17 protein-coding genes are annotated in these 23,434 nt (G+C 66.1%); 12 read left to right on the top strand and 5 right to left on the bottom strand.

The genetic code is table 11. The features are described from left to right. Nucleotides 1-392: 392 nt before the first annotated feature. Nucleotides 393-2,348 (bottom strand): cyclic di-GMP receptor LapD, encoded by a 1,956-nt coding sequence (gene lapD, locus AC2T4A_RS12840; protein ID WP_416745294.1) that lies wholly within the window; start codon nucleotides 2,346-2,348, stop codon nucleotides 393-395. A 12-nt stretch (nucleotides 2,349-2,360) separates the two neighbouring features. Next, nucleotides 2,361-3,062 carry a cysteine protease LapG gene (gene lapG / locus AC2T4A_RS12845; RefSeq protein WP_478379355.1) on the bottom strand — a complete coding sequence of 234 codons (702 nt, stop codon included), beginning with the start codon at nucleotides 3,060-3,062 and terminating at the stop codon, nucleotides 2,361-2,363. Nucleotides 3,063-3,270: 208 nt separating this feature from the next. On the opposite strand from lapG, the gene AC2T4A_RS12850 reads away from it, so the two are divergent. From AC2T4A_RS12850 to AC2T4A_RS12865, 4 genes are read left to right on the top strand one after another with little or no spacing between them, the layout of a single operon-like run. Next, nucleotides 3,271-4,416 carry an efflux RND transporter periplasmic adaptor subunit gene (locus AC2T4A_RS12850; protein WP_478379356.1) on the top strand — a complete coding sequence of 382 codons (1,146 nt, stop codon included), beginning with the start codon at nucleotides 3,271-3,273 and terminating at the stop codon, nucleotides 4,414-4,416. Continuing rightward, a complete protein-coding gene (locus tag AC2T4A_RS12855; protein ID WP_486743441.1) occupies nucleotides 4,413-7,505 on the top strand; it encodes a multidrug efflux RND transporter permease subunit in 3,093 nt (1,030 codons plus the stop codon). The genes AC2T4A_RS12850 and AC2T4A_RS12855 overlap by 4 nt, the downstream gene beginning before the upstream one ends. Before the next feature lie 49 nt (nucleotides 7,506-7,554). Next, nucleotides 7,555-8,247: a heavy metal response regulator transcription factor gene (locus tag AC2T4A_RS12860; RefSeq protein ID WP_486743442.1), complete on the top strand. Its 693-nt coding sequence runs from the start codon at nucleotides 7,555-7,557 to the stop codon at nucleotides 8,245-8,247. A 32-nt stretch (nucleotides 8,248-8,279) separates the two neighbouring features. Further along, a complete protein-coding gene (locus AC2T4A_RS12865) occupies nucleotides 8,280-9,668 on the top strand; it encodes a heavy metal sensor histidine kinase (RefSeq protein WP_486743678.1) in 1,389 nt (462 codons plus the stop codon). A 261-nt stretch (nucleotides 9,669-9,929) separates the two neighbouring features. Here AC2T4A_RS12865 and AC2T4A_RS12870 read toward each other — a convergent pair whose 3' ends face one another. Together AC2T4A_RS12870 and AC2T4A_RS12875 are read right to left on the bottom strand one after the other, a co-directional pair. Beyond that, a complete protein-coding gene (locus AC2T4A_RS12870; protein WP_486743443.1) occupies nucleotides 9,930-10,331 on the bottom strand; it encodes a YbaN family protein in 402 nt (133 codons plus the stop codon). 7 nt (nucleotides 10,332-10,338) lie between these two features. Then, nucleotides 10,339-10,926, bottom strand: a complete 588-nt coding sequence (locus tag AC2T4A_RS12875; RefSeq protein WP_416745289.1) for a UPF0149 family protein — start codon at nucleotides 10,924-10,926, stop codon at nucleotides 10,339-10,341. Between the two features lie 164 nt (nucleotides 10,927-11,090). Between AC2T4A_RS12875 and recQ the strand changes: the two genes are divergently transcribed. The 5 genes from recQ (at nucleotide 11,091) to AC2T4A_RS12900 (ending at nucleotide 18,841) form a co-directional block, all read left to right on the top strand. Then, nucleotides 11,091-13,235, top strand: coding sequence for a DNA helicase RecQ (gene recQ / locus AC2T4A_RS12880; RefSeq protein ID WP_486743444.1), 2,145 nt, complete (start codon nucleotides 11,091-11,093; stop codon nucleotides 13,233-13,235). A 191-nt stretch (nucleotides 13,236-13,426) separates the two neighbouring features. Continuing rightward, a complete protein-coding gene (locus tag AC2T4A_RS12885) occupies nucleotides 13,427-14,623 on the top strand; it encodes a GGDEF domain-containing protein (RefSeq protein WP_416745287.1) in 1,197 nt (398 codons plus the stop codon). Nucleotides 14,624-14,720: 97 nt separating this feature from the next. Continuing rightward, nucleotides 14,721-15,737, top strand: a complete 1,017-nt coding sequence (locus tag AC2T4A_RS12890) for a DUF2804 domain-containing protein (protein ID WP_478379360.1) — start codon at nucleotides 14,721-14,723, stop codon at nucleotides 15,735-15,737. A gap of 107 nt (nucleotides 15,738-15,844) precedes the next feature. Continuing rightward, complete coding sequence (slyA, locus tag AC2T4A_RS12895) at nucleotides 15,845-16,279, top strand: transcriptional regulator SlyA (protein ID WP_169940203.1); 435 nt, start codon at nucleotides 15,845-15,847, stop codon at nucleotides 16,277-16,279. A gap of 294 nt (nucleotides 16,280-16,573) precedes the next feature. Further along, nucleotides 16,574-18,841 carry a FimV/HubP family polar landmark protein gene (locus tag AC2T4A_RS12900; protein WP_486743445.1) on the top strand — a complete coding sequence of 756 codons (2,268 nt, stop codon included), beginning with the start codon at nucleotides 16,574-16,576 and terminating at the stop codon, nucleotides 18,839-18,841. 204 nt (nucleotides 18,842-19,045) lie between these two features. Here the strand turns inward: AC2T4A_RS12900 and AC2T4A_RS12905 are convergent, their stop codons facing one another. Continuing rightward, nucleotides 19,046-21,232, bottom strand: a complete 2,187-nt coding sequence (locus AC2T4A_RS12905; protein WP_486743446.1) for a patatin-like phospholipase family protein — start codon at nucleotides 21,230-21,232, stop codon at nucleotides 19,046-19,048. A gap of 70 nt (nucleotides 21,233-21,302) precedes the next feature. On the opposite strand from AC2T4A_RS12905, the gene AC2T4A_RS12910 reads away from it, so the two are divergent. The 3 genes from AC2T4A_RS12910 to AC2T4A_RS12920 all read left to right on the top strand — a co-directional run bounded on the left by AC2T4A_RS12910 (nucleotide 21,303) and on the right by AC2T4A_RS12920 (nucleotide 23,319). Further along, nucleotides 21,303-21,587, top strand: coding sequence for an Rdx family protein (locus tag AC2T4A_RS12910; protein ID WP_416745283.1), 285 nt, complete (start codon nucleotides 21,303-21,305; stop codon nucleotides 21,585-21,587). Between the two features lie 123 nt (nucleotides 21,588-21,710). Continuing rightward, nucleotides 21,711-22,703 (top strand): ADP-glyceromanno-heptose 6-epimerase, encoded by a 993-nt coding sequence (rfaD, locus tag AC2T4A_RS12915; RefSeq protein WP_486743447.1) that lies wholly within the window; start codon nucleotides 21,711-21,713, stop codon nucleotides 22,701-22,703. A gap of 121 nt (nucleotides 22,704-22,824) precedes the next feature. Further along, entirely contained in the window at nucleotides 22,825-23,319 is a 495-nt protein-coding gene (locus AC2T4A_RS12920) for a hypothetical protein (RefSeq protein WP_486743448.1), read from the top strand. Nucleotides 23,320-23,434: the final 115 nt, after the last annotated feature.

Genomic DNA, 23,434 nt, shown 5'->3' on the forward strand with positions numbered 1-23,434 from the left:
GACTTCCAGAGAAACCTCCGCGCTCACCGGAGCGCCCCTCCAGGAGGCCGAGTGGAATCGGAGTTTCAGGGGTTGAGCGGCATGGATGCCGCGAGAGCCGCGATGGGCCATGGATGGCCCTTCGCGGCGTGCCCCTGACACTCCGATGGAGCGAGGGAACCCCGGCGAAGCCGGGGCCGGATGATGGGGCAGAGACCTTTGCCTACTTTGCGTCGTTTGGCAAAGTAGGTCGCCCGAGGGGGCGAAACACAAACCTTCAGCACACGCCGAAGCGGCGCAGAAACGCCTAACCCCAAGCCTCGCGGACGAAGTCCGCTCCTACGCAAACCGATACGCCGGAGCGGGTCTGAAGTCGCGGGCCTTGCCTGAAATCTGTCGGCAAGGCCGGCGTCCTACCCCCCATTTCGCTGTGACGGTTTCGGCGGCCCGACCAGCCGTCCCATCGCCCCGGCAATCCCCATCTCCCGCAATACCTGCAGCTCACCCTCGGTTTCCACCATCTCTGCAATCAGCGGCAGGTCGATACTGTTGGAGGCGCGGTACATGGCTTCGATGAACAGGCGCTTGTCGTTGTCCTGGTCGATGGCGCGGATGTAGCTGCCGTCGATCTTCAGGTACGCCAGGCCCAGGCGGGTCAGGTTGCCGATCAGGCTGAAGCGCCCGCCGAAGTGCTGCAAGCCGAGCTTGGCGCCGACTTCCTGCACCGATTGGGCGAGCTTCTCCAGCTCAGCCGGTGGCGGCAGGTAGCGCTCGTCCACTTCCAGGGTCATCAGCTGCGCTTCCTGCGGGTGGGCGCGCAGGATTTCGAAGAGCTGGCGCAGCGGCTCGGCGCTGCGCACGGTTTCCGCCGAGAGCGACAGGGCCAGCGGTGCCGGTTGCTGGGCGAGGTGGGCAAGGGCGTGTTCGAGCATCGCCAGGTCGAAGCGCGCGGACCAGCCGAAGCGTTCGATCCAGGGCAGGAACTGCCCGGCCGCGATGGCCTCGCCCTTTGGATCGAGCAGCCGCGCGAGGACCTTCTGGTGCAGCACCTCGCCACCTTCGGCGCAGGCACGCACGGGCTGGAACCACAGCTGCAGCTTGCCCTTCTGCAGGGCGTCATCGAGCCATTCGCGCCAGGCGCGAGAGTCCTGCGCGGGCTGGCCGCCGGAGCTGTCCAGGCGTTGCCAGGGGCGATCGGGTGAGGATTGCGATTGCGCCAGGGCCTGGTCCGCGCGGGACAGCACGCTGGCGGCGGATTCGCCAGGACGGAAGGCCGCGAGGCCAAGGTGGGCGACCGGTTTGCAGTCGCTGGCGCCAGTGCCGCGCAGGTTTTCCAGGGCGGCGCTGAGCTGGTCGGCCAGCAGTTCGGCGCTGGCGCTGTCGACGCCTGGAGCGAGCAGGGTGAATTCGCCGCCGCGGCTGCGCGCGGCCAGCCAGTCCGGAGTGCCGTGGGTCTCCCGCTCACGCTCCAGTAGCTCAGCGACGTCGCGGATCAGCGCGTCGGTGCGCTGCCCGCCCAGGCGCTGGTTGAGCCCGGCGAGGTCGTTCAGGCGCAGCAGCAGCAGATAACCGGCGGCGTTCTGTTCGCTGGGCGAGAGTTGCGCGTCCAGTCGTGCATCGAACAGCCGGCGGTTGGCCAGGCCCGAGAGGCTGTCCTGGTAGGCCTCTTCGCGCAGCTTCTCGCTGCGGGTGGCTTCCTCGGCGAACAGCGCCTTGAGCTTGTCGACCATCTGGTTCATCGCCTGCACCACGCGCTTGAGTTCGGGCGTGCGCGGCTCCTTGGGCAGGGTGAGGAATTCGCGGCGGGTGATGGCGTGGGCCTGCTGCACCATCTGATCCAGCGGCTTGAGCTGGGTGCGCAACAGCCAGCCGCCGAGGATGGCGCTGACCAGCCCGCAGGCCAGCAGCCAGGCGAGGCTGCCCAGCGCGCCGTCCCACAGCTTGGCCAGGGCGAACTGCGGATGGCTGACCACCTCGACCCGCGCGGCCTGTTCCCAGCCGCGCATGATCAGCGCGTCGCCGCCCTGAGCCTTGAGGTTGACCAGTTTGGCGAACCAGGCCGGTACTTGCTGGTTCTGCGTATCGCTGTCGCGTTCGACGATGACCTTGCCTTCGGGAATGCTGACTACGCGGATGGTGGCGAAGTAGCCGGAATCGAAGATGGAGCTGACCATCAGCTCGATCATTGCCGGGTCGTCCACATGTGGGGTGAGCGACAGCCCCAGCGCGGTGGCGGCGTCCTGGGCGTGGGAGCGCAACTGGCTGATCATCTGCTCGCGGGAGCTTTCCAGGCTGGCGGCGAAGCTGCCGGCGAAGGCCACCACGAGGAACAGGCAGATCGCCAGGAACAGTTGCTTGAGCAATGACATGCCGGGGTTCTCCTATCGCGTCTCGTCGAGGTCCAGGCCCTCGGCGCGCATCTTGGTCAACAGGTCCTGCCAGCGCGACAGCTTCTTGCTGTCGCCGGTGCGCTTGCCGCCGCCGGGGCCGGGCAGCCACAGCCCCTCGGCGTTGAAGGCGTAGACGGGCAGGAGGTCCTTGCGCTGGGAAGCGGGTTTGATCTGCGGGATCAGGTTGTCCAGCACCAGCGGCTCGGCAGTGGGGGAGGCGTAGTAGGTGAGCACCATGTGCGCCTGGTTCTGTTGCAGCGCCTTGACGTAGGTGATGCGCAGCTTGTCGCTGGCGACCCCGAGGCGGCGCAGGGTGACGAACTTGGCGATGGAGTAGTCCTCGCAGTCGCCGGCGCCCTTGTAGAGGGATTCCACCGGTGTCGCCCAGTAGTCCTCCTGGTGCCAGACGGTGCGGTCGTCGGTGAACACCAGGGCGCCGTTGAAGAAGGCGTTGACCGCCTTGAGCTTGGCGTTTTCGTCGAGGTTCTCGCTGTCCTGGATGAGCCGGCCCCAGGACTCGATGCGGGTCTTGGCGGTGCCGAGGTTGCCGTAGCGCTGTTCGGCATTCTTCAGGATGGTGTCGAAGTTCCAGGCGGCGCCGGCGGTCAGTGCGAGGAGCGCGAGCAGCAGCACACCGGCCCGCAGACGCAGCGGGCTGGCGAACAGCCTAAGGGCTCCTCGGGGTGGCTGCATCGCCAGCGCTCCATGTGGGATGTGTGGAGTCTAGGCGCTCTTCGTAAACTTGCGCTGGCGTATCGCCACTGGGCGCAAGGCCGCGTCGTACGGGCCTTGCCGGTGAAACTGACAGGATTGTCATTTAAGGGTCAGCATCCGGTCCCGACGGTGGGCTTATAACCCCAGGATGCGGCCGCTGTGGCCGAACCAGACGCAGGAGAGCGGGATGCAGGGGCAACGGCGGGTTTGGCTGGCAGCAGGGTTGCTGGGGGTGACGGCGCTGGGAGCGGGCATCTGGGGTTTTGCCGGCCGCCACGAGGCGCCGCAGGCCGCAGCCCAGGCAGCCGGAGTGCCGGTGACCCTGGCGCGCGTTGCCCGCGAAGACCTGACGCAGAACATCGATGGCGTCGGCACCGTCACTTCGCTGGCCAGCGTGCTGGTGCGCCCGCAGGTGGAAGGCCAGCTCACCGCCCTGCTGGTCGAGGAGGGGCAGATGGTGGAGAAGGGGCAACTGCTGGCGACCATCGATGACCGTGCCATCAAGGCCGCGCTGGAGCAGGCCGAAGCCACCAAGCAGAGCAACCAGGCGCAATTGCGCATCGTCGAGCAGGACCTGGCGCGCTACCAGACGCTGATCCAGCGCGGCTCGATATCCCGGCAGACGGTCGAGCAGAGCGAGGCAGAAGCCGCCCGCCTGCGCGCGACCTTGCGCGGCAACGACGCCACCATCGACGCCGAGCGGGTGCGCCTGTCCTATACCCGTATCACCTCACCCGTCGCCGGCCGCGTCGGTATCCGCAACGTGGACGTTGGCAACCTGCTGCGCACCAACGACAGCAACGGCCTGTTCAGCGTGACCCAGATGTCGCCGATCTCGGTGGTCTTTGCCCTGCCGCAGGAAAACCTGCCGCAGCTGCAACCGCTGATGAAGGGTGATTCTCCGGTGGTTGCGCGCAGCCGCGACGGCGGCCAAGTGCTCGGCGAGGGCCACCTGCGCAGCATCGACAACCAGGTCGCCAGCAGCACCGGCACCATCCGCGTGCGCGCTGTGTTCGACAACAAGGACGGCCAGCTCTGGCCGGGGCAGTTCGTCGCCATCGACCTGCAATCCGGCGTGCTGCGCAACGGCCTGGTGCTGGACAGCCGCGCGGTGCGCCGTGGCCTGGACGGCGCCTTCGTGTTCCGCATCGAGGACGGCAAGGCGCAGAAGGTGCCGGTGCGTATCGTCGAGGAAGTGGACGGTCGCACCATCGTCGAAGGTCTGGCGGCAGACGATGAAGTGGTGCTCGACGGCCACTCGCGCCTGACCCCCGGCGCCCGCGTGGACGTGCAGGGCGACGTGCAGGCCCTGGCCCGCCGGAGCGAACCATGAGCGTGCGCGCCGGCATGTCCGGCTGGTGCGTGCGCCACCCTATCGCCACTTGCCTGCTGACCATCGCCTCGTTGCTGCTTGGCCTGCTGGCATTCTTCCGCCTCGGCGTGGCGCCGCTGCCGCAGGTGGATTTCCCCACCATCCAGGTGCAGGCGCTACTGCCCGGTGGCAGCCCGGAGACCATGGCATCTTCGGTGGCGACTCCGCTGGAGGTGCAGTTCAGCGCCATTCCCGGCATCACCCAGATGCTCTCCACCAGTGCACTGGGCTCCACTACCCTGACCCTGCAGTTCGGCCTGGAAAAGAACATCGACGTCGCCGCCCAGGAAGTCACCGCTGCGATCAACGCTGCCGCCGGACGACTGCCGGCAGACATGCCGAACCTGCCCACCTGGCGCAAGATCAACCCGGCGGACAGCCCGATCATGATCGTGCGGGTGAACTCCGAGCTGATGCCGCTGATCGAGCTCAGTGACCTGTCTGAAACGCTGCTGGCGCGTCAGCTCAGCCAGATCAGCGGAGTGGGACAGATCTTCGTGGTCGGCCAGCAGCGCCCGGCGATCCGCATCCAGGCGCAGCCGGAGAAGCTCGCCGCCTACCGTCTGACCCTGGCCGACCTGCGCCAGTCGCTGCAATCGGCCAGCATCAACCTGGCCAAGGGTGCGCTGTTCGGCGATGGCCGCGTGTCCACCCTGGCCGCCAACGACCAGTTGTTCAGCCCTGAAGAATACGGCGATCTGGTGGTGGCCTACCGTGCCGGCGCGCCGGTGTTCCTGCGCGACCTGGCGAAGGTGGTGAAGGCGCCGGAAGACGATTACGTACAGGCCTGGCCGGATGGCCGGCCGGGCGTTGCGCTGGTGATCCTGCGCCAGCCCGGCGCGAACATCGTCGAGACGTCCGATGCCATTCAGGCCGAGTTGCCGCGCCTGCGTGACATGCTGCCGGCGGGCGTCGAGGTGGAAGTGCTCAACGACCGCACCCGGACCATCCGCGCCTCGCTGCACGAGGTGGAACTGACCCTGCTGCTGACCATGGGCCTGGTGGTGCTGGTGATGGGCCTGTTCCTGCGCCAGCTGTCGGCGACCCTGATCGTCGCCACGGTGCTGGCGGTGTCGCTCAGCGCCAGCTTCGCGGCCATGTACCTGCTGGGCTTCACGTTGAACAACCTGACGCTGGTGGCACTGATCATCGCCGTGGGCTTCATCGTCGATGACGCCATCGTGGTGGTGGAGAACATCCACCGACATCTGGAGCAGGGCAAGAATCGGGTCGAGGCGGCGCTGACCGGAGCCTCGGAGATCAGCTTCACGGTGGTCTCCATCAGCTTCTCGCTGATCGCCGCGTTCATCCCGCTGCTGTTCATGGGCGGCATCGTCGGACGGCTGTTCCGCGAGTTCGCGGTGAGTGTCACGGCGGCCATCCTGATTTCCGTGCTGGCCTCGCTGACCGTGGCGCCGATGCTCGCTTCGCGCTTCATGGGCGCGCCAAAGCATGGGAGCGAGGATGGCGGTATCGCTGGCTGGCTCCTGGCGCGCTACGCCAAGGGGCTGGACTGGTCGTTGCATCACCAGCGCACCGTACTCGCCGGCTTCGTGATCTGCGTGGCCATCGCAGTGGGCGGCTACGTCGGCATTCCCAAGGGCTTCTTCCCGTCCCAGGACACCGCCTTCGTCTTCGGCACCACCCAGGCCGCCGAGGACATCTCCTATGCCGACATGGCCCAGAAGCACAAGCAGCTGGCCGACATCATCGCCGCCGATCCGGCGGTGCAGAGCTACAACCACGCCATCGGCATTACCGGCGGTAGCCAGAGCCTGTCCAACGGGCGCTTCTGGATCGTGCTCAAGGACCGCGGCGACCGCGATGTGTCGGTGGACGAGTTCATCAACCGCATCCGGCCCAAGCTGGCCAAGGTGCCGGGCATCGTCCTCTACCTGCGCTCTGCGCAGGACATCAACCTCGCCACCGGCCCGGTGCGCACCCAATACCAGTATGCCCTGCGCAGCAATGACAGTGCGGCGCTGGCGCTGTGGGCGGACCGCCTGACCCAGCGGCTGAAGGAGGAGGGCGGCCTGCAGGACGTCTCCAACGACCTGCAGATGGGCGCCAGCGTGACCTCGCTGCAGATCGACCGGGTGGCGGCGGCGCGCTTCGGGCTGTCCGCCGAGGACGTCAGCCAGACGCTGTATGACGCCTTCGGCCAGCGCCAGGTCGGTGAATTCCAGACCGAGGTCAACCAGTACAAGGTCATCCTCGAGCTGGATGCGCGGCAGCGCGGCCGCGCCGAGAGCCTGGCGTGGTTCCACCTGCGCTCGCCACTGACCGGCGAGATGGTCCCGCTGGCGGCATTGGCGCGGGTCGTGCCGGACAAGTCCGGGCCGTTGCAGATCAACCACAACGGCATGTTCCCGGCGGTGACCCTGTCCTTCAACCTGTCGCCGGGCGTGGCCCTGGGCGATGCGGTGGGCCTGGTGCAGCGCGCGCAGGAGGAGATCGGCATGCCGTCCAGCATCAGCGGCGAATTCCAGGGCGCTGCGGCGGCCTTCCAGAGTTCGCTGGCGAGCCAGCCGCTGTTGATCCTCGCCGCGCTGTTCGCGGTCTACGTGATCCTTGGCGTGCTCTACGAAAGTTTCGTGCACCCGCTGACCATCCTGTCCACCTTGCCCTCGGCGGGCATCGGTGCGGTGTTCCTGCTCTGGGGCTGGGGGCTGGAGTTCTCGGTGATGGCGCTGATCGGCCTGGTGCTGTTGATCGGCATCGTCAAGAAGAACGGCATCCTGATGGTCGACTTCGCCTTGGCCGCGCAACGCCAGCGCGGGCTGTCACCCTATGACGCGATCCGCGAGGCGTGCCTGGCGCGCTTCCGGCCGATCATGATGACTACGCTGGCCGCGCTGCTGGGCGCCATTCCGCTGATGATCGGCTTCGGCACCGGCTCGGAGCTGCGTCAGCCGCTGGGCGTGGCGGTGGTCGGCGGGTTGATCGTCAGCCAGGCGCTGACCCTGTTCAGCACCCCGGTGGTGTACCTGGCGCTGGACCGGCTGTTCCACCGCCAGGCCGCGCCGGCGCTGATCGAAGGTGCGGCGTGAGGCGGGGCTGGGTAGCATGGATGATGGGCGTGGCGAACGAGGAACGGGCATGCGCGTACTGATTGTCGAAGACGAGAGCAAGACCGCCGACTACCTGCAGCGCGGGCTGAGCGAGCAGGGTTTCACCGTGGATGTCGCGAGCAATGGCATCGACGGCCGGCACCTGGCGCTCAACGGCGAATACGACGTCATCGTCCTCGACGTGATGCTGCCCGGCATCGATGGCTACGGTGTGCTGCGCGCCTTGCGCGAACAACGGCAGACGCCGGTGATCATGCTCACCGCCCGCGAGCGTGTGGAAGATCGCGTGCGCGGCTTGCGTGAAGGCGCCGATGACTATCTGATCAAGCCGTTCTCCTTCCTCGAACTGGTGGCGCGCCTGCAGGCTCTGACCCGTCGTGGCGCCCACCTGGAGAGCGCGACGCAGATGCGCATCGCCGACCTTGCCATCGATCTGGTCAGCCGCCGCGTCCAGCGTGGCGGCACGCGCCTGGAGCTGACCGCCAAGGAGTATTCGCTGCTCTGCGTGCTGGCCCAGCGCAGTGGGGAAATTCTCTCCAAGACAGCCATCGCCGAGCTGGTCTTGGACATCAATTTCGACACTGACACCAACGTCGTCGAGGTCGCCATCAAGCGTCTTCGCGCCAAGCTGGACGGGCCTTTCGACACCAAGTTGCTGCATACCATCCGCGGCATGGGCTACGTGCTGGAGAGTCGCGCGGCCCAGGAGCGCGAAGCGTGAGAGGCCTGTCGCTGTCGACCCGCCTGGCTGGCATGTTCGCTGCCGCCGCGCTGGGCATCTTCCTGCTCATCGGCTCGGCCCTGTATTGCGTGCTGGATGGGCAGATCGAGCGGTTGCAGCGATCGGAGCTCGACACCCGCTTCAACATGGTCGCGCGCATGCTCGACAAGCCGGACCTCGCCGAACGCTGGCCGCACATGCAGCTCAAGCTCAACACCCTGAGCCAGGAGTACCAGCTGATCCGCTTCTGGATCGACAGCGACGATTCTCGCTTCCGCTACGGCCAGCCCAACGATGCGGTGCTGCGGATGCTCGGCAGCGGCAACGGTTACGCCGAACTGGAACTGCCCGAGCATGACTCGCCGCTCAGCGCCCGTGTCGGCGTGCTGCCGGCCAGTGGCGGTCGCCCGGCGCTGGTACTGCTCGCGGCGATCGACAGCGTGGCCTTCCAGCATGCCCGCCACGCCACCTTGATCACCCTCTTCGTACTGTCCGCGCTGGGCATTGCCCTGGCGACGCTATGCGGGCACTGGATCGCACGGGTCGGCCTGCGACCGGTGCATGAGCTTTCCGCCGAAGCGCGGCAGATCAGTCCGAAGCAGCTCTCCCAGCGCCTGCGCCTGGAAGGGTTGCCGGCGGAGTTGTCGGCGCTGGCTGGCGCCTTCAACGAAGCGCTGGACCGACTGGAGCAGGCCTACCTGCGCCTGGAGTCGTTCAACGCTGATGTCGCTCATGAGTTGCGTACGCCGCTGGCCAACCTGATCGGCCAGAGCCAGGTCGCGCTGTCCCGCGAGCGCAGCGCGCAGGATTACGAAGAGGTGCTGCAATCCAACCTGGAAGAGCTGGAGCGTCTGCGCGCCATCGTCAACGACATGCTGTTCCTCGCCCGCGTCGACCAGGGCGGGTTGGCCGCCGAGCGGGTGGAAACTTCGCTGGCGACCGAGGTGGCGACCACCCTGGACTTCCTCGAGGTGATCTTCGATGAGCAGGGTGTGCAGGTGAACCTGCGCGGTGACGCGCGGGCTTGTGTCGAGCGCGCGTTGTTCCAGCGCGCGGTGACCAACCTGCTGTACAACGCCGCCCAGCACACCGCGCCGGGCGGCCGTATCGAGGTGCGCCTGAGTGGCGAGCGCGGCGCCGCGCTGGTGGAGGTCAGCAATCCCGGCGAGCCGATCACTGCCGAACAGCGCGCGCGCCTGTTCGAGCGCTTCTACCGCGCGGACATGGCCCGCGCCAACAGCCAGAGCAACCATGGGCTGGGGCTGTCCATCGTCAAGGCGGTGGCGAGCATGCACGGCGGCTCGGTGTTCGTGCGCAGCGAGGGTGGGGTGAATACCTTTGGCTTCACCGTAGATGCAGTGGGGCCGGTGGTCAGGCGGCCGGATGATGATGGGCTGGTCGGGGCGGTAGTGCCAGTCTGAGCGTTTCGGCGCTTGGGCGTTTGCCCTCTCCCTAACCCTCTCCCTGAAGGGAGAGGGGACAGTCTTCTGCGCTTTGGAAGCTCGGCGCGATTGCACCCATGCACACCAAATGGCTCCCGCTCCCTTCAGAGAGAGGGGACAGTCTTCTGCGCTTTGGAAGCTCGGCGCGATTGTACCCATGCCCACCAAACGGCTCCCTCTCCCTTCGGAGCGGGGCGCGCAGTCAGGGCTAGGGAGAGGGTCTTCGAGCCTGCAGAGGACTCAGTCCAGCCGCCGGGTCTTGGTACGGATCAGGTAGATGCTCACCAGCGTCGCACTGGTCAGCATGAACGCCCAGGCCCAGGGCCGCTGCACGATGAAGCCGGAAACCAGGATGCTGCACCACATCAGGCCGATGGCGTAGACCTTGCCCTTGAGCGGAATGCCTTCGCCGTCGAGATAGTCGCGAATCCACGGGCCGAGTCTGGGGTGGTTCACCAGCCAGTCGTAGAAGCGCTGGGAGCTGCGCATGAAGCAGGCGGCGGCGAGCAGGAGGAAGGGCGTGGTAGGCAGGACCGGCAGGAAGATGCCGATCACGCCCAGTGCCACGCTGAGCCAGCCCACGCCGAGCAGGCAGTAGCGAACCCAGGCGTGGCGGCTCTGGCGGATTTCCCGCGAAGGCATCGAACGCTTAGTGAGTGCGCGGCTTCAGGAGCGCAGGTTTCTCTTCCGGCGCCTGGCACAGCAGGAACAGGTTGGTCAGCAGTTCGGGGATCTGCGCGACCATGTCGTCCACCAGCCCGCGGTCGCTGGCGATCTCGTCGAACTCGGGCTGTTCGTCGAACAGGCCGGAACCGACCATGATCGGCAGCAGCAGCTCGCTGACTTCTTCCTCGGCCTGTTCGAACCAGATGGCCTCACGCAGGAACACGCCTTCCATGAAGCCGATGCACCAGCCGCGAATGTCGGAGTCGTCCGGCTCGTCGCCCAGGTAAGGCTCGCAGGGCAGTTCCAGTTCCTCGTCACCGGCCATCTGGCGGATGATGTGCGCCTTGAGCTGGACCAGGGTGGACTCGATCTCGTTGCGCTCTTCCTCGCTGCGGTAGTGCGGCGGCTCGGCGAACAGGGCGTCGATCCACTCGCGCTCCGGCACTTCCTCCGGGCAGATCGCCAGGGCGGTCAGGTAGCCGTGTGCCGCCACGTAGTCCAAGGCTTCCTCGTGCAGGTCATCGGCATCGAGAAAGGCTTGCAGGCGGGACAATTGGTCGGCGAAGGACATCGGGTACTACCTCGGAGGTGATCGGTCCCGAATTGTAGTCTTTCCGCGGGCCCGCGGCAAAAGCCAAATGCCCGTGCAGCCCGCGCCGACGCAGGGCTCCGACGCAGAGCTCGGACGCAGTGGGATCGCTTGCGTATAATGCGCGGCTTCATTCGGAGTCCCCCATGCTCGATCAGGCCCTGCGCATCCTCAAAGACGTTTTCGGTTACGACGCCTTCCGCGGCAATCAGGCGCGGATCATCGAGCGCGTGGCCAGCGGCGGCGATGCCCTGGTGCTGATGCCCACCGGCGGCGGCAAGTCGCTGTGCTTCCAGGTCCCGGCGCTGCTGCGCGAAGGCCTGACGGTGGTGGTCTCGCCGCTGATCGCGTTGATGGAAGACCAGGTCGCCACGCTGGACGAACTGGGCGTGCCGGTGGCGGCGCTGAACTCCTCGCTGAGCCCCGAGGCCCAGCGCGACATCGCCGACCGCCTGCAGCGCGGTGAGATCAAACTGCTCTACCTGGCCCCGGAACGCCTGGTGCAGCCGCGCATGCTGGCTTTCCTGCAGCGCCTGGAGATCGGCCTGTTCGCCATCGACGAAGCGCACTGCGTGTCGCAATGGGGCCACGACTTCCGTCCCGAATACCTGCAACTGGGCCAGCTTGCCGAGCTGTTCCCGCATGTGCCGCGCATCGCCCTGACCGCCACGGCGGACATGCGCACCCGCGAGGAGATGATCCAGCGCCTGCACCTGCAGGATGCCGAGCAGTTCCTTTCCAGCTTCGACCGGCCGAACATCTTCTACCGCATCGTGCCCAAGGAGCAGCCGCGCAAGCAGCTGCTGGGCTTCCTCGCCGAACGGCGCGGCGACGCGGGCATCGTCTACTGCATGTCGCGCAAGAAGGTCGAGGAGGTCGCCGAGTTCCTCTCCAACCAGGGCTTCCCGGCGCTGCCTTACCACGCCGGGTTGTCCAATGACCTGCGCGCCTATCACCAGAAGCGCTTCCTCAACGAGGAAGGGCTGATCATGGTCGCCACCATCGCCTTCGGCATGGGCATCGACAAACCCAACGTGCGCTTCGTCGCGCACCTGGACCTGCCCAAGAGCCTGGAGGCGTACTACCAGGAAACCGGCCGCGCCGGCCGTGACAGCCTGCCCGCCGACGCCTGGATGGCCTACGGCCTGCAGGATGTGTTGCTGCTGCGGCAGATGATGCAGAACTCCGAGGGCGACGAGCGCCACAAGCGCGTCGAGCGGCACAAGCTCGAAGCCATGCTGGCGCTGTGCGAGGAAACCCGCTGCCGCCGCCAGGCATTGCTGGCCTACTTCGACGAGGTGATGCCCAACCCCTGCGGCCATTGCGATATCTGTGTCGACGGCGTGGAAACCTGGGACGCCACCGAGCCCGCGCGCCAGGCCCTCTCGGCCATCTACCGCAGCGGCCAGCGCTACGGTGTCGGCCACCTGGTGGACGTGCTGCTGGGCAAGGACACCGAAAAGGTGCGCAGCGTCGGGCACCAGCACCTGGCGGTGTTCGGCATCGGCAAATCCCGTGGTGAAGACGAATGGCGCACGCTGTTCCGCCAACTGGTCGCCCGAGGCTTCGCCGACGTGGACGTCGATGGCTTCAACGGCCTGCGCCTGACCGAGGCCTGCCGCCCGCTGCTGCGTGGCGAAGAGACGCTGGCCCTGCGCCGCGATCCCAAGCCGCAGCGCAGCAAGTCCTCCTCCTCCGGCGGCGCCAGCCCGGCCAGCCAACTGGTGCGCCAGGAAGAACGCGAGATGTGGGAAGCCCTGCGTACCCTGCGGCGCAAGCTGGCCGAAGAGCATTCGGTACCGCCCTACGTCATCTTCCCCGACGCCACTCTGCTGGAAATGCTCCGCAGCCAGCCCACCACGCTGTCCGCCATGGCCCAGGTCAGCGGCGTCGGCGCGCGCAAGCTGGAGCGCTACGGCCAGGCCTTCCTCGATGTGCTCACCGAGTCCGCGGCGGCACCCGAAGCGCCTGCACCGGTCACTGACCTGCGCCACGAACTGGTGACGCTGGCCCGCGCCGGCATGACCCCCGCGCAGATCGCCCGCCAGCTCGATTGCAGCGAGAAGAACGTCTACAGCCTGCTGGCCGAAGCCATCGGCAAGCAGCAACTGACTCTGGAGCAAGCGCTGGACCTGCCCGAGGAGCTGCTTGGCGAAGTCCAGGATGCCTTCCTCGACGAAGACGGCGAGCTGCCGCCGGTGAGCGCCATCGCCGAGCTGTTCGAAGGCCGCGTACCGCTGGGCGTGCTGCACTGCGTGCGCGCCGCCCTGCAGGCCGAACTGGAAGTCTGACCGCAACACCCGTGTAGGAGCGGACTTTGTCCGCGATCGGTTCACCGTTCGCTCCTGTCCACCAGGGAGCTGGGCCAGTCGATCGCGGACGGAGGCCGCTCCTGCGGCAAGGTCTTTTTCGTCGGGCCATTGCTCCGTCATTTTCGTGACGGGGCAAACTGACAAACTTGTGACGCACGTCCCGAACGGCTATGGTGGCACTTAGACCTCCACGAGAAGAGGTGAGCGTGCCACAACAACAAAGCTGGCTGGACGACGTCCGCTCCAATGCCTATGCCGAACAGCTCTCCCGGGGCTTTCGCCGCCTGCGTTTCGAACCCGACCTCGAGACCCAGTACCGCCATTACCTGCTGGAAGACAGCTTCGATCTCAAGCGCACCGCGCTGACCATCGGCGTGCTGATCTGGCTGGCGCTGGCGGCCATCGATTTCCTCCTCATCCGTGGTCCCGAACACTGGCAGATGCTTGCCGTGCGTATCGGCGTGCTGGTGCTGCTGAGCGTTTGCGGCGGGTTGATCCTGCAGCGTCGGCATATTCACTTGCTGGTGCCGCTGAGCCTGGCCTGCATCCTCAGCGTCGGCATCGGTGCGGCGGCGGTGGCGGGTATCGCCCATACCGTGGACCAGAGCTATCCCTACGAGGGGCTGCTGCTGGTCAGCATGGCGGCGTATTTCCTGATCGGCCTGCGCTTTACCGAGGCGGTGGGCTGCGCCTCCGTGATCCTGCTGGCCTATGTGGGTTTTGAGCTGTACGCCGGGTTACCGTTGCCCAAGCTGATCAGCAACGTGGTGTTCCTGTTGTTCGGCAACCTGGTCGGCGCCGTGGGCTGCTACCTGCTCGACTACAAGTCCCGCCAGCATTTCCTGATCAGCCGCCTGCTGAAGGTCATGGCCGAGCACGACGCCTTGACCGGACTGCACAATCGCCGCAGCTTCAATCGCCAGTTGGAGCGCCTGTGGCGCCAGGCCCAGCGCGAAAGCGTGGGGCTGGCGTTGCTGCTCTGCGATGTCGACCACTTCAAGGCCTACAACGACCGCTATGGCCACCAGGCCGGCGACGGCGTGCTGCAGCGAATCGGCGAGGTGCTGACGGCCAGCGCACGACGCCCGCTGGACATGGCTGTGCGCCTGGGCGGCGAGGAGTTCGCCGTGTTGCTCTACGGCGCCAGTGAGCGCGAAGCCAAGGAGCGCGCTGAAGTGCTGCGCGAGTCGGTGCAAGCCCTGGGCATCGCCCACGAGGGGTCGCTGACGGCGGATGAGGTGACGCTGTCCATCGGCGTCTCCTGCCTGTGGCCGGAGACCGGCCACCCGTTGCGCAGCATCTACGAACATGCCGATCGCGCGCTTTACGAGGCCAAGGCATTCGGGCGCAACCAGGTCGTCGCCTGATGGCCCATTCGGTCCCCCGAGCTGGCGCCGTGCGTGACTGCGGCACGCGCAGGCCCGGTGCTAGCATGCGCCGGACCTTGCCACCGAGCCCGCGCCCATGCAGCAGCTGATCCAGCCCAACGGCCAACCGCACTACGGCATCTTTCCCGGCACCCCGGCGACCATCAATTACCGCGACTTCGACTTCCGCTCACCCATGGGCCGCCGCCTCGGCGCGTTGAGCAAATGGCGCAGCTTCCATCAGTTCCAATACTTCGGCCTGATCAGCCCGACGCTGATCGGCGGCTGTGCGCTGGCGGATGTCAGCCTGCTCACCATCGGTTTCGTCTACCTCTATCACCCCGAAAGCGGGCGGATGATCGAGCGCCAGTTCAAGTGCCCGCTGGGCATGGGCTCGAATTTTTCGCAGACGCCCAACGACGGAGTCTGTGAACTGCGCCAGGGGCGCAACCTGCTGCGCCTGGAGAACAGCGCCTCGCCCTTCGAGAAGCGTCTACTGGTCGAGCTGGACGACGGCACGCGTATCGACGCGCGCTTCAGCGAAGAGCAGCCGACGTTCGAGCCCATGAGTATCTGTACGCCGACCGCGGTGAACGGCTGGGTCTACGCGCGCAAGGTGGCCGGCGTGCACTGCCACGGTGAGGTGCGCAGCGCGCTGGGCAATTACGACCTGCGTGCGCTGGATGCCTACGCGCACCACGATTGGTCCGCCGGCTACATGCGCCGAGAGACCTTCTGGAACTGGGCGTGCCTGTCCGGCGAGACGGAAGGGCGGCGCATCGGGCTGAACCTGTCGTGCGGGGTCAACGAGACCAGCTTCACCGAGAACTGCTACTGGCTCGACGGCCAACTGGTCAAGGTTGACACGGTGCGCTTCGAGTTCGACCGCGATCACCCGCTGCAACCCTGGACCATTCGTTCCCACGACGGCCAGGTCGAGCTGCATTTCGAAGCCCACGGCCTGCACCAGGAGCGGCTGAACCTTGGCGTGCTGGCGAGCAACTTCAAGCAGATATTCGGACGCTTCAGCGGCGTGCTGCGACCGGCGGGGCAGGCCGAGGTGCGCATCGAGAACCTGTGGGGATTCGTCGAGGACCAGTACGCGAAATGGTGAAGTAGCGATTTACACCCTGCGACAATCTGTCATTGTACGGTCTTGATTAGCTGGCTAATAATTAGTCAAATCAACTTAGCCGATTCACTCCCGAAATTTGCGGAACAATGTCAGATAACGATAAGCACTACTTCGGTACCCAACTGGCCCAGGCTTCGCGTGCATGGCGGGCCGAACTCGACCGCCGTCTCAGCCATCTTGGTCTGTCCCAGGCGCGCTGGCTGGTGCTGCTGCACCTGGCGCGCCACTCCGCCGCTCCGACTCAGCGCGAGCTGGCCCAATCTGTCGGTGTCGAAGGGCCGACCCTGGCCCGCCTGCTCGACGGCCTCGAAGCGCAGGGCCTGGTTCGCCGCCAGGCTGTCGCCGAGGATCGCCGCGCCAAGCGCATCGCCCTGACCCCCAAGGCAGACGTCCTGATCACCGACATCGAGAATATCGCCGCCGCCGTTCGCAACGAAGTGCTGGCGGGGATCACCGAGGAAGAAATCGCGCTGTGCCAGAAAACGCTCAGTCGGATTCTCGGCAATCTCGAGCGAAACTGAGCAATTCATCACGTTATTCGGGTAAAGTAGCCATTTTTCTGGCGGTCCTTCGCGGGGCCGCTGGCCATTCGCTAGCCACCCCTTAACCATTCGCCGGTTTTTCGACGAATTATCTTGACCAAACCCAGTGCACCACCTAATCCGTGATATCAGACGGCCTGTACCCTGCAAGGTACAGAGGAGTGGTGCGTGACGGTCTGCAGTCCGGCATGGTTCAAGCGTGTGGACAGGTTCAGCCTGCCGCTTTCGAGTGGTCAGGGAATGGCGTGCAGACCCGGACAATGGGATGGGGTTATGGCTCGAATAAATAAAATTCCGCTGACGCTTGCCGCACTTTCGGTTTTTGTCTCCGCTCACGCGAATGCCCTCGGTCTTGGGGATATTACGTTGCATTCAGGGCTGAACCAGCCGCTGGATGCCGAGATTGCCCTGCTCGAGACTGGCGACATGACGTCCGACGAGCTGATCGCCAAGCTTGCGAGTCCCACCGACTACGAGAACGCCGGTGTCGACCGTTTCGTGTTCCTGCAGAACCTGCGTTTCACCCCGGTGATCCGCAACGGGCGTGGCTACATCAAGGTGGTGTCCACGCAGCCGGTCCACGAGCCCTACCTGAATTTCCTGATCGCCGTGGAGCGCCCCAACGGCCGCATGCTGCGCGAGTACACCCTGCTGATCGATCCGCCGGAGTACAACAGCGCCAACCGCAGCGTGGCCGCCAATGTCGGAGCGAGCGACAGGGCGCCAGCGCGGTCTTCCGGCTACCAGCCGGACAGCTACCGTTCCGAGCCCGTGCGCCGTGCACCGGCGCAACCGCCCCTGCCGGCGGGCGATGGTCGCTACACCACGGTGCGCAACGACACCCTGTGGAAGATTACGTCGCACCTGAGTGGCGCCGGTGCCTCGCGCGCGCAATTGATGGACAGCATCGTCGCGCTGAACCCGCAGGCCTTCGTCAATGGCGACCCGCATCGGCTGAAGGTCGGCCAGACGCTGACCCTGCCGCAGGGCCAGCAGTACGCCGGCGCCGGCAACGTCGCATCGGTAGCGCAGCCGGCAGCCACCGCGCCTGCCGCGGTCGCTGAACAGCCCACTGGTGCACCGCAGGCCCCTGTCTCGGCCGCAGCCGCTGCACAACCGCAAGGCAATGCCGCCGCAGCGGTGGCGCCTGCCGGTGACACCAATATCGCCAAGGTCGAAGCCGACCTGCTGGTGGCCAATGCCCAGCGCGACCAGATGAACCAGCGCATGGACGACCTGCAGAAGCAGCTGCAGACGCTCCAGCAGGCGCTACAGAGCCGCGACCAGCAGGTGCAGTCGCTGCAGGCGGAGCTGGATCGCCGCCAGGGCGCCGAGGCCTCGGGCAATGCTCCGGTAGCCAACGCTCCGGCTGTCGATGCCGCAACCGCCAATGCTGCGACAAATGCCGCTCCCGCTGCCCCTGGTGCCGTGGCACCGGCGCAGCAGGACGCTCCAGCCCCGAGCGTTGCCCAGCCGGCAACCCCGGCGCAGGATGTGCAAGGCTCCGGCTTCAACTACTGGCCCTGGTTGGGCGCAGGCGCCCTTGGCGCTCTGCTGGTCGGCCTGCTGTTCGCCCGTCGCAAGCGCGAGGAAAAGCCGGTCGAGATGCCGCCGCTGAGAGCGGCTGCCCCCGAGCCGGTCAAACCGCTTCCGGCAGTCAAACCCTTGGCTGCTGCGGTGGTGGCTCCGGTCCCGGTGCCGCATCCGGTGGTGGTCGCCACCCCGGAGCCCGGCGTCGCCCGTCTGCCAGCCGCAAGCTCGGACAGCCTGGAAGGCGCGGATATCTACATTGCCTACGGCCGCTTCACCCAGGCCCGAGACATGCTGCGCAAGGCCGTCAATGCCGAGCCGAATCGCCGTGAGCTGCGCATGAAGTTGCTGCTGGTGCTCGCCGAACTGGGCGACGTGGCCGGTTTCCACGACGAAGAGCACGCCCTGGTGGCCGTTGGCGGCGATCAGAAACAGATCGATCAGCTCAAGTCGCGCTATCCGGCGATGCTGATCCGCCCGGAAGACAGCTTGCAGCCGCCTACCGGCGAGACGCTCACCGACTGGGACGACCTGGAGCTGGGCGAGCCGGTTGTCTCCCCCCTGGAGCAGCCCAGGGCTGCGCAGGACCAGCCGGACTTCGCCATGAACCTCAGTGACCTGTCGCTGGATCTGGACTGGGACAAGCTCGACAACCCCTTCGATTCGCCCAAGCAGGGCAAGCCGGCTCCCAAGGCTGCTCAGGAAGTGCCGTCGGACTTCCGCAGCAACCTGCACGAGCTGCCGGAAATCACCGAACTGGACCTGGGTGAGCATGGCGAGATGTTCGGCCATGGCAGCAAGATTCAGGGCGCGGACGAGGACCTGATCTTCGACCTGCCGGATGATGTCGGCCATGAGCACGACGAACTGCTTGCCAGCCTCGACCGCGCCCGTCGCTGCATCGACCAGGGCAATCTGGAAGAAGCCTACGGCATCCTCAAGCAGGTGATCGCCAGCGGTGACTCCAAGGCCAAGGCCGAAGCGCGCGAGCTGTTGGCGCTGATTGCCTGATCTGCTGTCTGAATGAAAAAGCCCGGCACATGCCGGGCTTTTTCATTGGCGAGAGGCCGATATTGCTCACCTCCCGAGGATGGGGCTGTGAAGGCTATTGTAGGAGCGAGCTTGCTCGCGAACCGCCTGGCGCCGGAGCTGTCGGAGGGATCGTTCGCGAGCAAGCTCGCTCCTACAGGTTTCCTGCACCTTCTGCGTGAGGCCTTAGAAATTGCGGCCCAGGTTGATATACACCGCGTGCTCGCTCGCATCGTTCAGGCCGTAGCTGAAGGACAGCGGCCCCAGCGGCGTCTCGAAGCCCATCAGGATGCTGCCGGCGTTGACGTAGCCGGTGTCGTAGCTGTTGTCGTTGTTCCACACCCGTCCGCGCTCCAGGCTGCCGCCCAGGTAGAAGGGGAAGTCCAGCGGCAGGAAGGAGCGCTCGGTCATGCGCCGGTAGTAGATGACCCGGCCGAGGCTGTAGTTCTGCCCGGCCAGTGCGTCCTGGCGATAGCCGGAGAGCTGCCGCGCGCCGCCGAGCAGGAAGCTCGATACCACCACCTCGGCATCGTCGATGGTGCGTCCGTAGCCGCCGCCCAGCACCCAGGTATTCGGGCCGCTGCTCAGCGCCTTGTCCAGGCGAAAATCCCATTGCCGGTAGCGGTCGTCGTCGCCCAGGGATGGCGTGTGTTCGCGGAACGAGGTCTGGATGTTCTCGCCTTCGCGGGGGAAGTCGACGTTGTCCATGGTGTCGAAGGAGTACTGCAGCTGCGCATAGCCTTCGGTGAAGTGGAAGTCCGGCAGGTCCTGTTCCCCGACCCGCACGTCGGCCTTGCCGAAGGCCTGGGCGACGCCGAGGCGAATCTCGCCGTTGTTGGCGATCTGCCGGCCGAGATTCAGCCCGTAGCCGTAGCGCTCCAGGCGGTATTCGGCGATCGGGTCGTCATTGTCGGTGGCCTCGACGTTCTGCGCCTGGTTGAATACATAGGGTGCGACGAAGTAGCGCGAGCCCACGTCCAGCGGCTGGTAGAACTCGCTGTAGAGCTCCTGCTGGTCGCCGATCTGCACGCGTGACAGCCATTCCGCGCCGAGGCGATTGATGCCGTTCATGCGATAGCTGCCGCCGACGTTGAAGGTACTGTCGCCGCGCAGGTCGTCGGAGAGGCTCAGGCCCAGGCGCAGGTAGTCGGTGCCGCCGCGCTTGCCGTAGGCGTGGATCACCAGCGCGTTGCCCTCCTTGCGGTGCACGACGCGGTACTGCACCTGGTCGAAGTAATCCAGGCCATAGAGGGTGCTCATGTCGCGCTGCAGGCGCTCCAGGTCCAGGTGCTCGCCCAGCGGCTGGCGGATGTAGTGGCGGATGACGTCGTCGCTGACCTTGGAGTTGTTCTCCACCTCGATGCTGTTGATTACCGGCTGGCGCTCGCCGGGCTCGCGCGCTTCATTGAGCGCAACGGCCTCGGCGTCGGCCGGCTTGCGCAGGGCGGCCAGGCGGGGGGCGAGGATGCTGGTGGCGCGGTAGCCGGCGTCGATCAGCTGCGGCACGCGGCCGAAGTCGGTGGAGCTGTAGCCGCTGAGCGGCGGCTGCACGAGGATGTCGCTGGACTTCAGGGTGGCCAGCTGTGCCTCGGAGTTCTTGCGGGTCATCAGGGTGACCGACTGGTTGAGCATGTCCACCACCGTGGTCAGCTGCTTGCGGTCCAGCAGCGGGTTGCCGATGTCGACCACGATGACCACGTCGACGCCCATCTGCCGCGCCACGTCCACCGGGATGTTATCGACCATGCCGCCGTCCACCAGCAGCTTGCCGTTGACGTCCACCGGCGCGAATACCGCCGGGATCGACATGCTGGCGCGGATCGCCTGGGGCAGGTGGCCCTTGCTGAACACCACTTTCTCGCCTGTGGATATGTCGGTAGCCACGGCGCGGAACGGGATCGCCAACTGGTCGAAGTTACGGGTGTCGCTGGTGTGCACCAGCAGGCTTTCCAGCAGCATCGACAGGTTCTGCCCCTGGATCGCGCCCAGCGGCAGGCCGAGGGTGCCGTCGTCGCGGAAGCTGAGCTTCTGCTTTACCAGAAAGTCGCGGTCGTCCTGCTTGCGGCGGAAGGGTACGTCGACCCGCGGCGGCGAGTCGGACAGCGCTTCTTTCCAGTCCAGCCCAAGGGCCAGCTGCTCCAGTTCCTTGGGCGTGTAGCCGGCCGCGTACAGGCCGCCAATCACAGCGCCCATGCTGGTGCCGGCGATGGCGTCGACGTGGATGCCCTGTTCGTCCAGCGCTTTCAGTACGCCGATATGTGCCAGGCCGCGCGCCGCTCCGCCGGAGAGAACCAGGCCGATCTTCGGCGGAGTGTTCGCCGCCAGGGCGCCGAGGGGAAGGAACAGGAGAAGGGCGAACAGCAGTCGGCGCATGAAGAGAAGAGTCCGGTAGGGCATTTCAGAGCGGTATTATAGGTTCGCGTCCTACTGCAGAGTCTGATTCATGTCCGAAGCCAAAGCCGAAATCGTCATCACCTATTGCACCCAGTGCCAGTGGCTGCTGCGCGCCGCCTGGCTGGCCCAGGAACTGCTGAGCACCTTCGGCGATGACCTGGGCAAGGTCAGCCTGGTGCCGGGTACCGGCGGGGTCTTCCACATTACCTGCGATGGCGAGCAGCTCTGGGAGCGCAAGGCCGACGGCGGTTTCCCCGAGGCCAAGGTGCTCAAGCAGCGAGTACGCGACCGCATCGATCCGCAGCGCGACCTGGGCCATAACGACCGTTCCTGAATCGGCGCTGTACCGGCCGGCGGAACCATTCGATAGCTGGCTAACTTCCTTGCTTCATGTCAACGGGGTACGCCGGTTCCACTTTTAGTCTGAGAGCACCCATTCTCCACAGGAGGTGCCCTCATGAGCATCATCGTCACAGGCGCCGCCGGCTTCATCGGCAGCAACCTCGTCAAGGCGCTGAACCAGCGCGGCGAGACCGACATCATCGCGGTCGACGATCTGACTGAAGGTGACAAGTTCGCCAACCTCGCCGATTGCGACATCAGCGACTACCTCGACAAGCGCGACTTCATCGAGCGCTACGCCCGCGGTGACTTCGGCGTGGTGCGCGCACTGCTGCACCAGGGCGCCTGCTCCAGCACCATGGAGCGCGACGGGCGCTACATGATGGACAACAACTACCGCTACAGCTGCGAGCTGCTGGACGCCAGCCTGTCGCTGGGCGTGCCATTCCTCTACGCCTCGTCGGCGGCGGTGTACGGCGGTGGCCACGAGTTTCGCGAGATACGTTCCTGCGAGAAGCCGCTGAACGTCTACGGCTATTCGAAGTTTCTCTTCGACCAGCGCGTGCGCAAGGTGCTGCCTACCGCGCGCACCCAGGTGGCCGGCTTCCGCTACTTCAACGTCTACGGCCCGCGCGAGCAGCACAAGGGGCGCATGGCGTCGGTGGCCTTCCACTGCTTCAACCAATTCCGTGAGACCGGCAAGGTGAAGCTGTTCGGCGAGTACGGCGACTATCCGGCCGGCGGCCACCTGCGCGATTTCGTTTCGGTGGAGGACGTGGCGAAGGTCAACCTGCACTTCCTCGACAACCCCGAACGCAGTGGCATCTTCAACCTCGGCAGCGGCCGTGCCCAACCGTTCAACGACGTGGCCCTGGCGGTCATCAATACCCTGCGCGAACAGCAGGACCTGCAACCGCTGACCCTGGATGCGGCGATCCGCGCCGGATTGCTGGAGTACACCGAGTTCCCCGATGAGCTGCGCGGCAAGTACCAGTGCTACACCTGCGCCGACATCGCCTTCCTGCGCGAGGCGGGCTACCGCGCGCCGATGATGGGCGTGGAAGAGGGCGTACAGGGCTATTGCCGGTGGCTCCTGCAACAGGACTGATACCGCGTGTATCGGGCTTTTTACCCAGTCTTTACCCAGTGCTGACACTCGGCGCAGGGGCGGCGCGAGACAATGCTCACCATGAACGGCGGGCGCTGGATCGCCCGTGACCGGAGGTGAAATGAAGCTGTCCCCGCGCATCGCGCACCAATCCATCGCCACGCTGCTGGCCCTGAGCCTGGCGGCTGCAGCGGTGGCCGGACCCCATAGTGGCCCGGGCGGGCCGGGACCTGGCCCGTACCATGGCTGGGGCCCCGGACATGGCTATGGCCTGCCGGATTACGCGCGGGAAGTCTGGATCGGCAGCATGCTCTATTTCGTCGCCGCCGGAACTTACTACCTGTGGAACGCCGACCGCCGCCAGTACGTCGCGGTGGAGACACCGCCAGCCGTACAGGCCGCGCCGACCACCAGCTACGAGGTGATCGCCTATCCCGCCAACGGCCAGTCGCCGGAGCAGCAAAGCCGCGACCGCTATGAGTGCCACACCTGGGCTGTCGGCCAGAGCGGCTTCGACCCGGCCGTCGCCACCCAGGCGCCGCCGCCCGGCCAGGCCGACACCTACCGCCGCGCGCTGGGCGCCTGCCTGAGCGGGCGCGGTTACAGCATCAACTGATTTCCCGGCGTCTTATCCACAGGCGCCAAACCGAACAGGCCGCCTCGCAGGCTGTCGTGCGATGAATCCTTGGCATTCCCTCCCCGGGGCAAGGTTCGAGATACGCACGCTGCGG

The organism is Pseudomonas sp. PVC-3-1 (assembly GCF_057444315.1).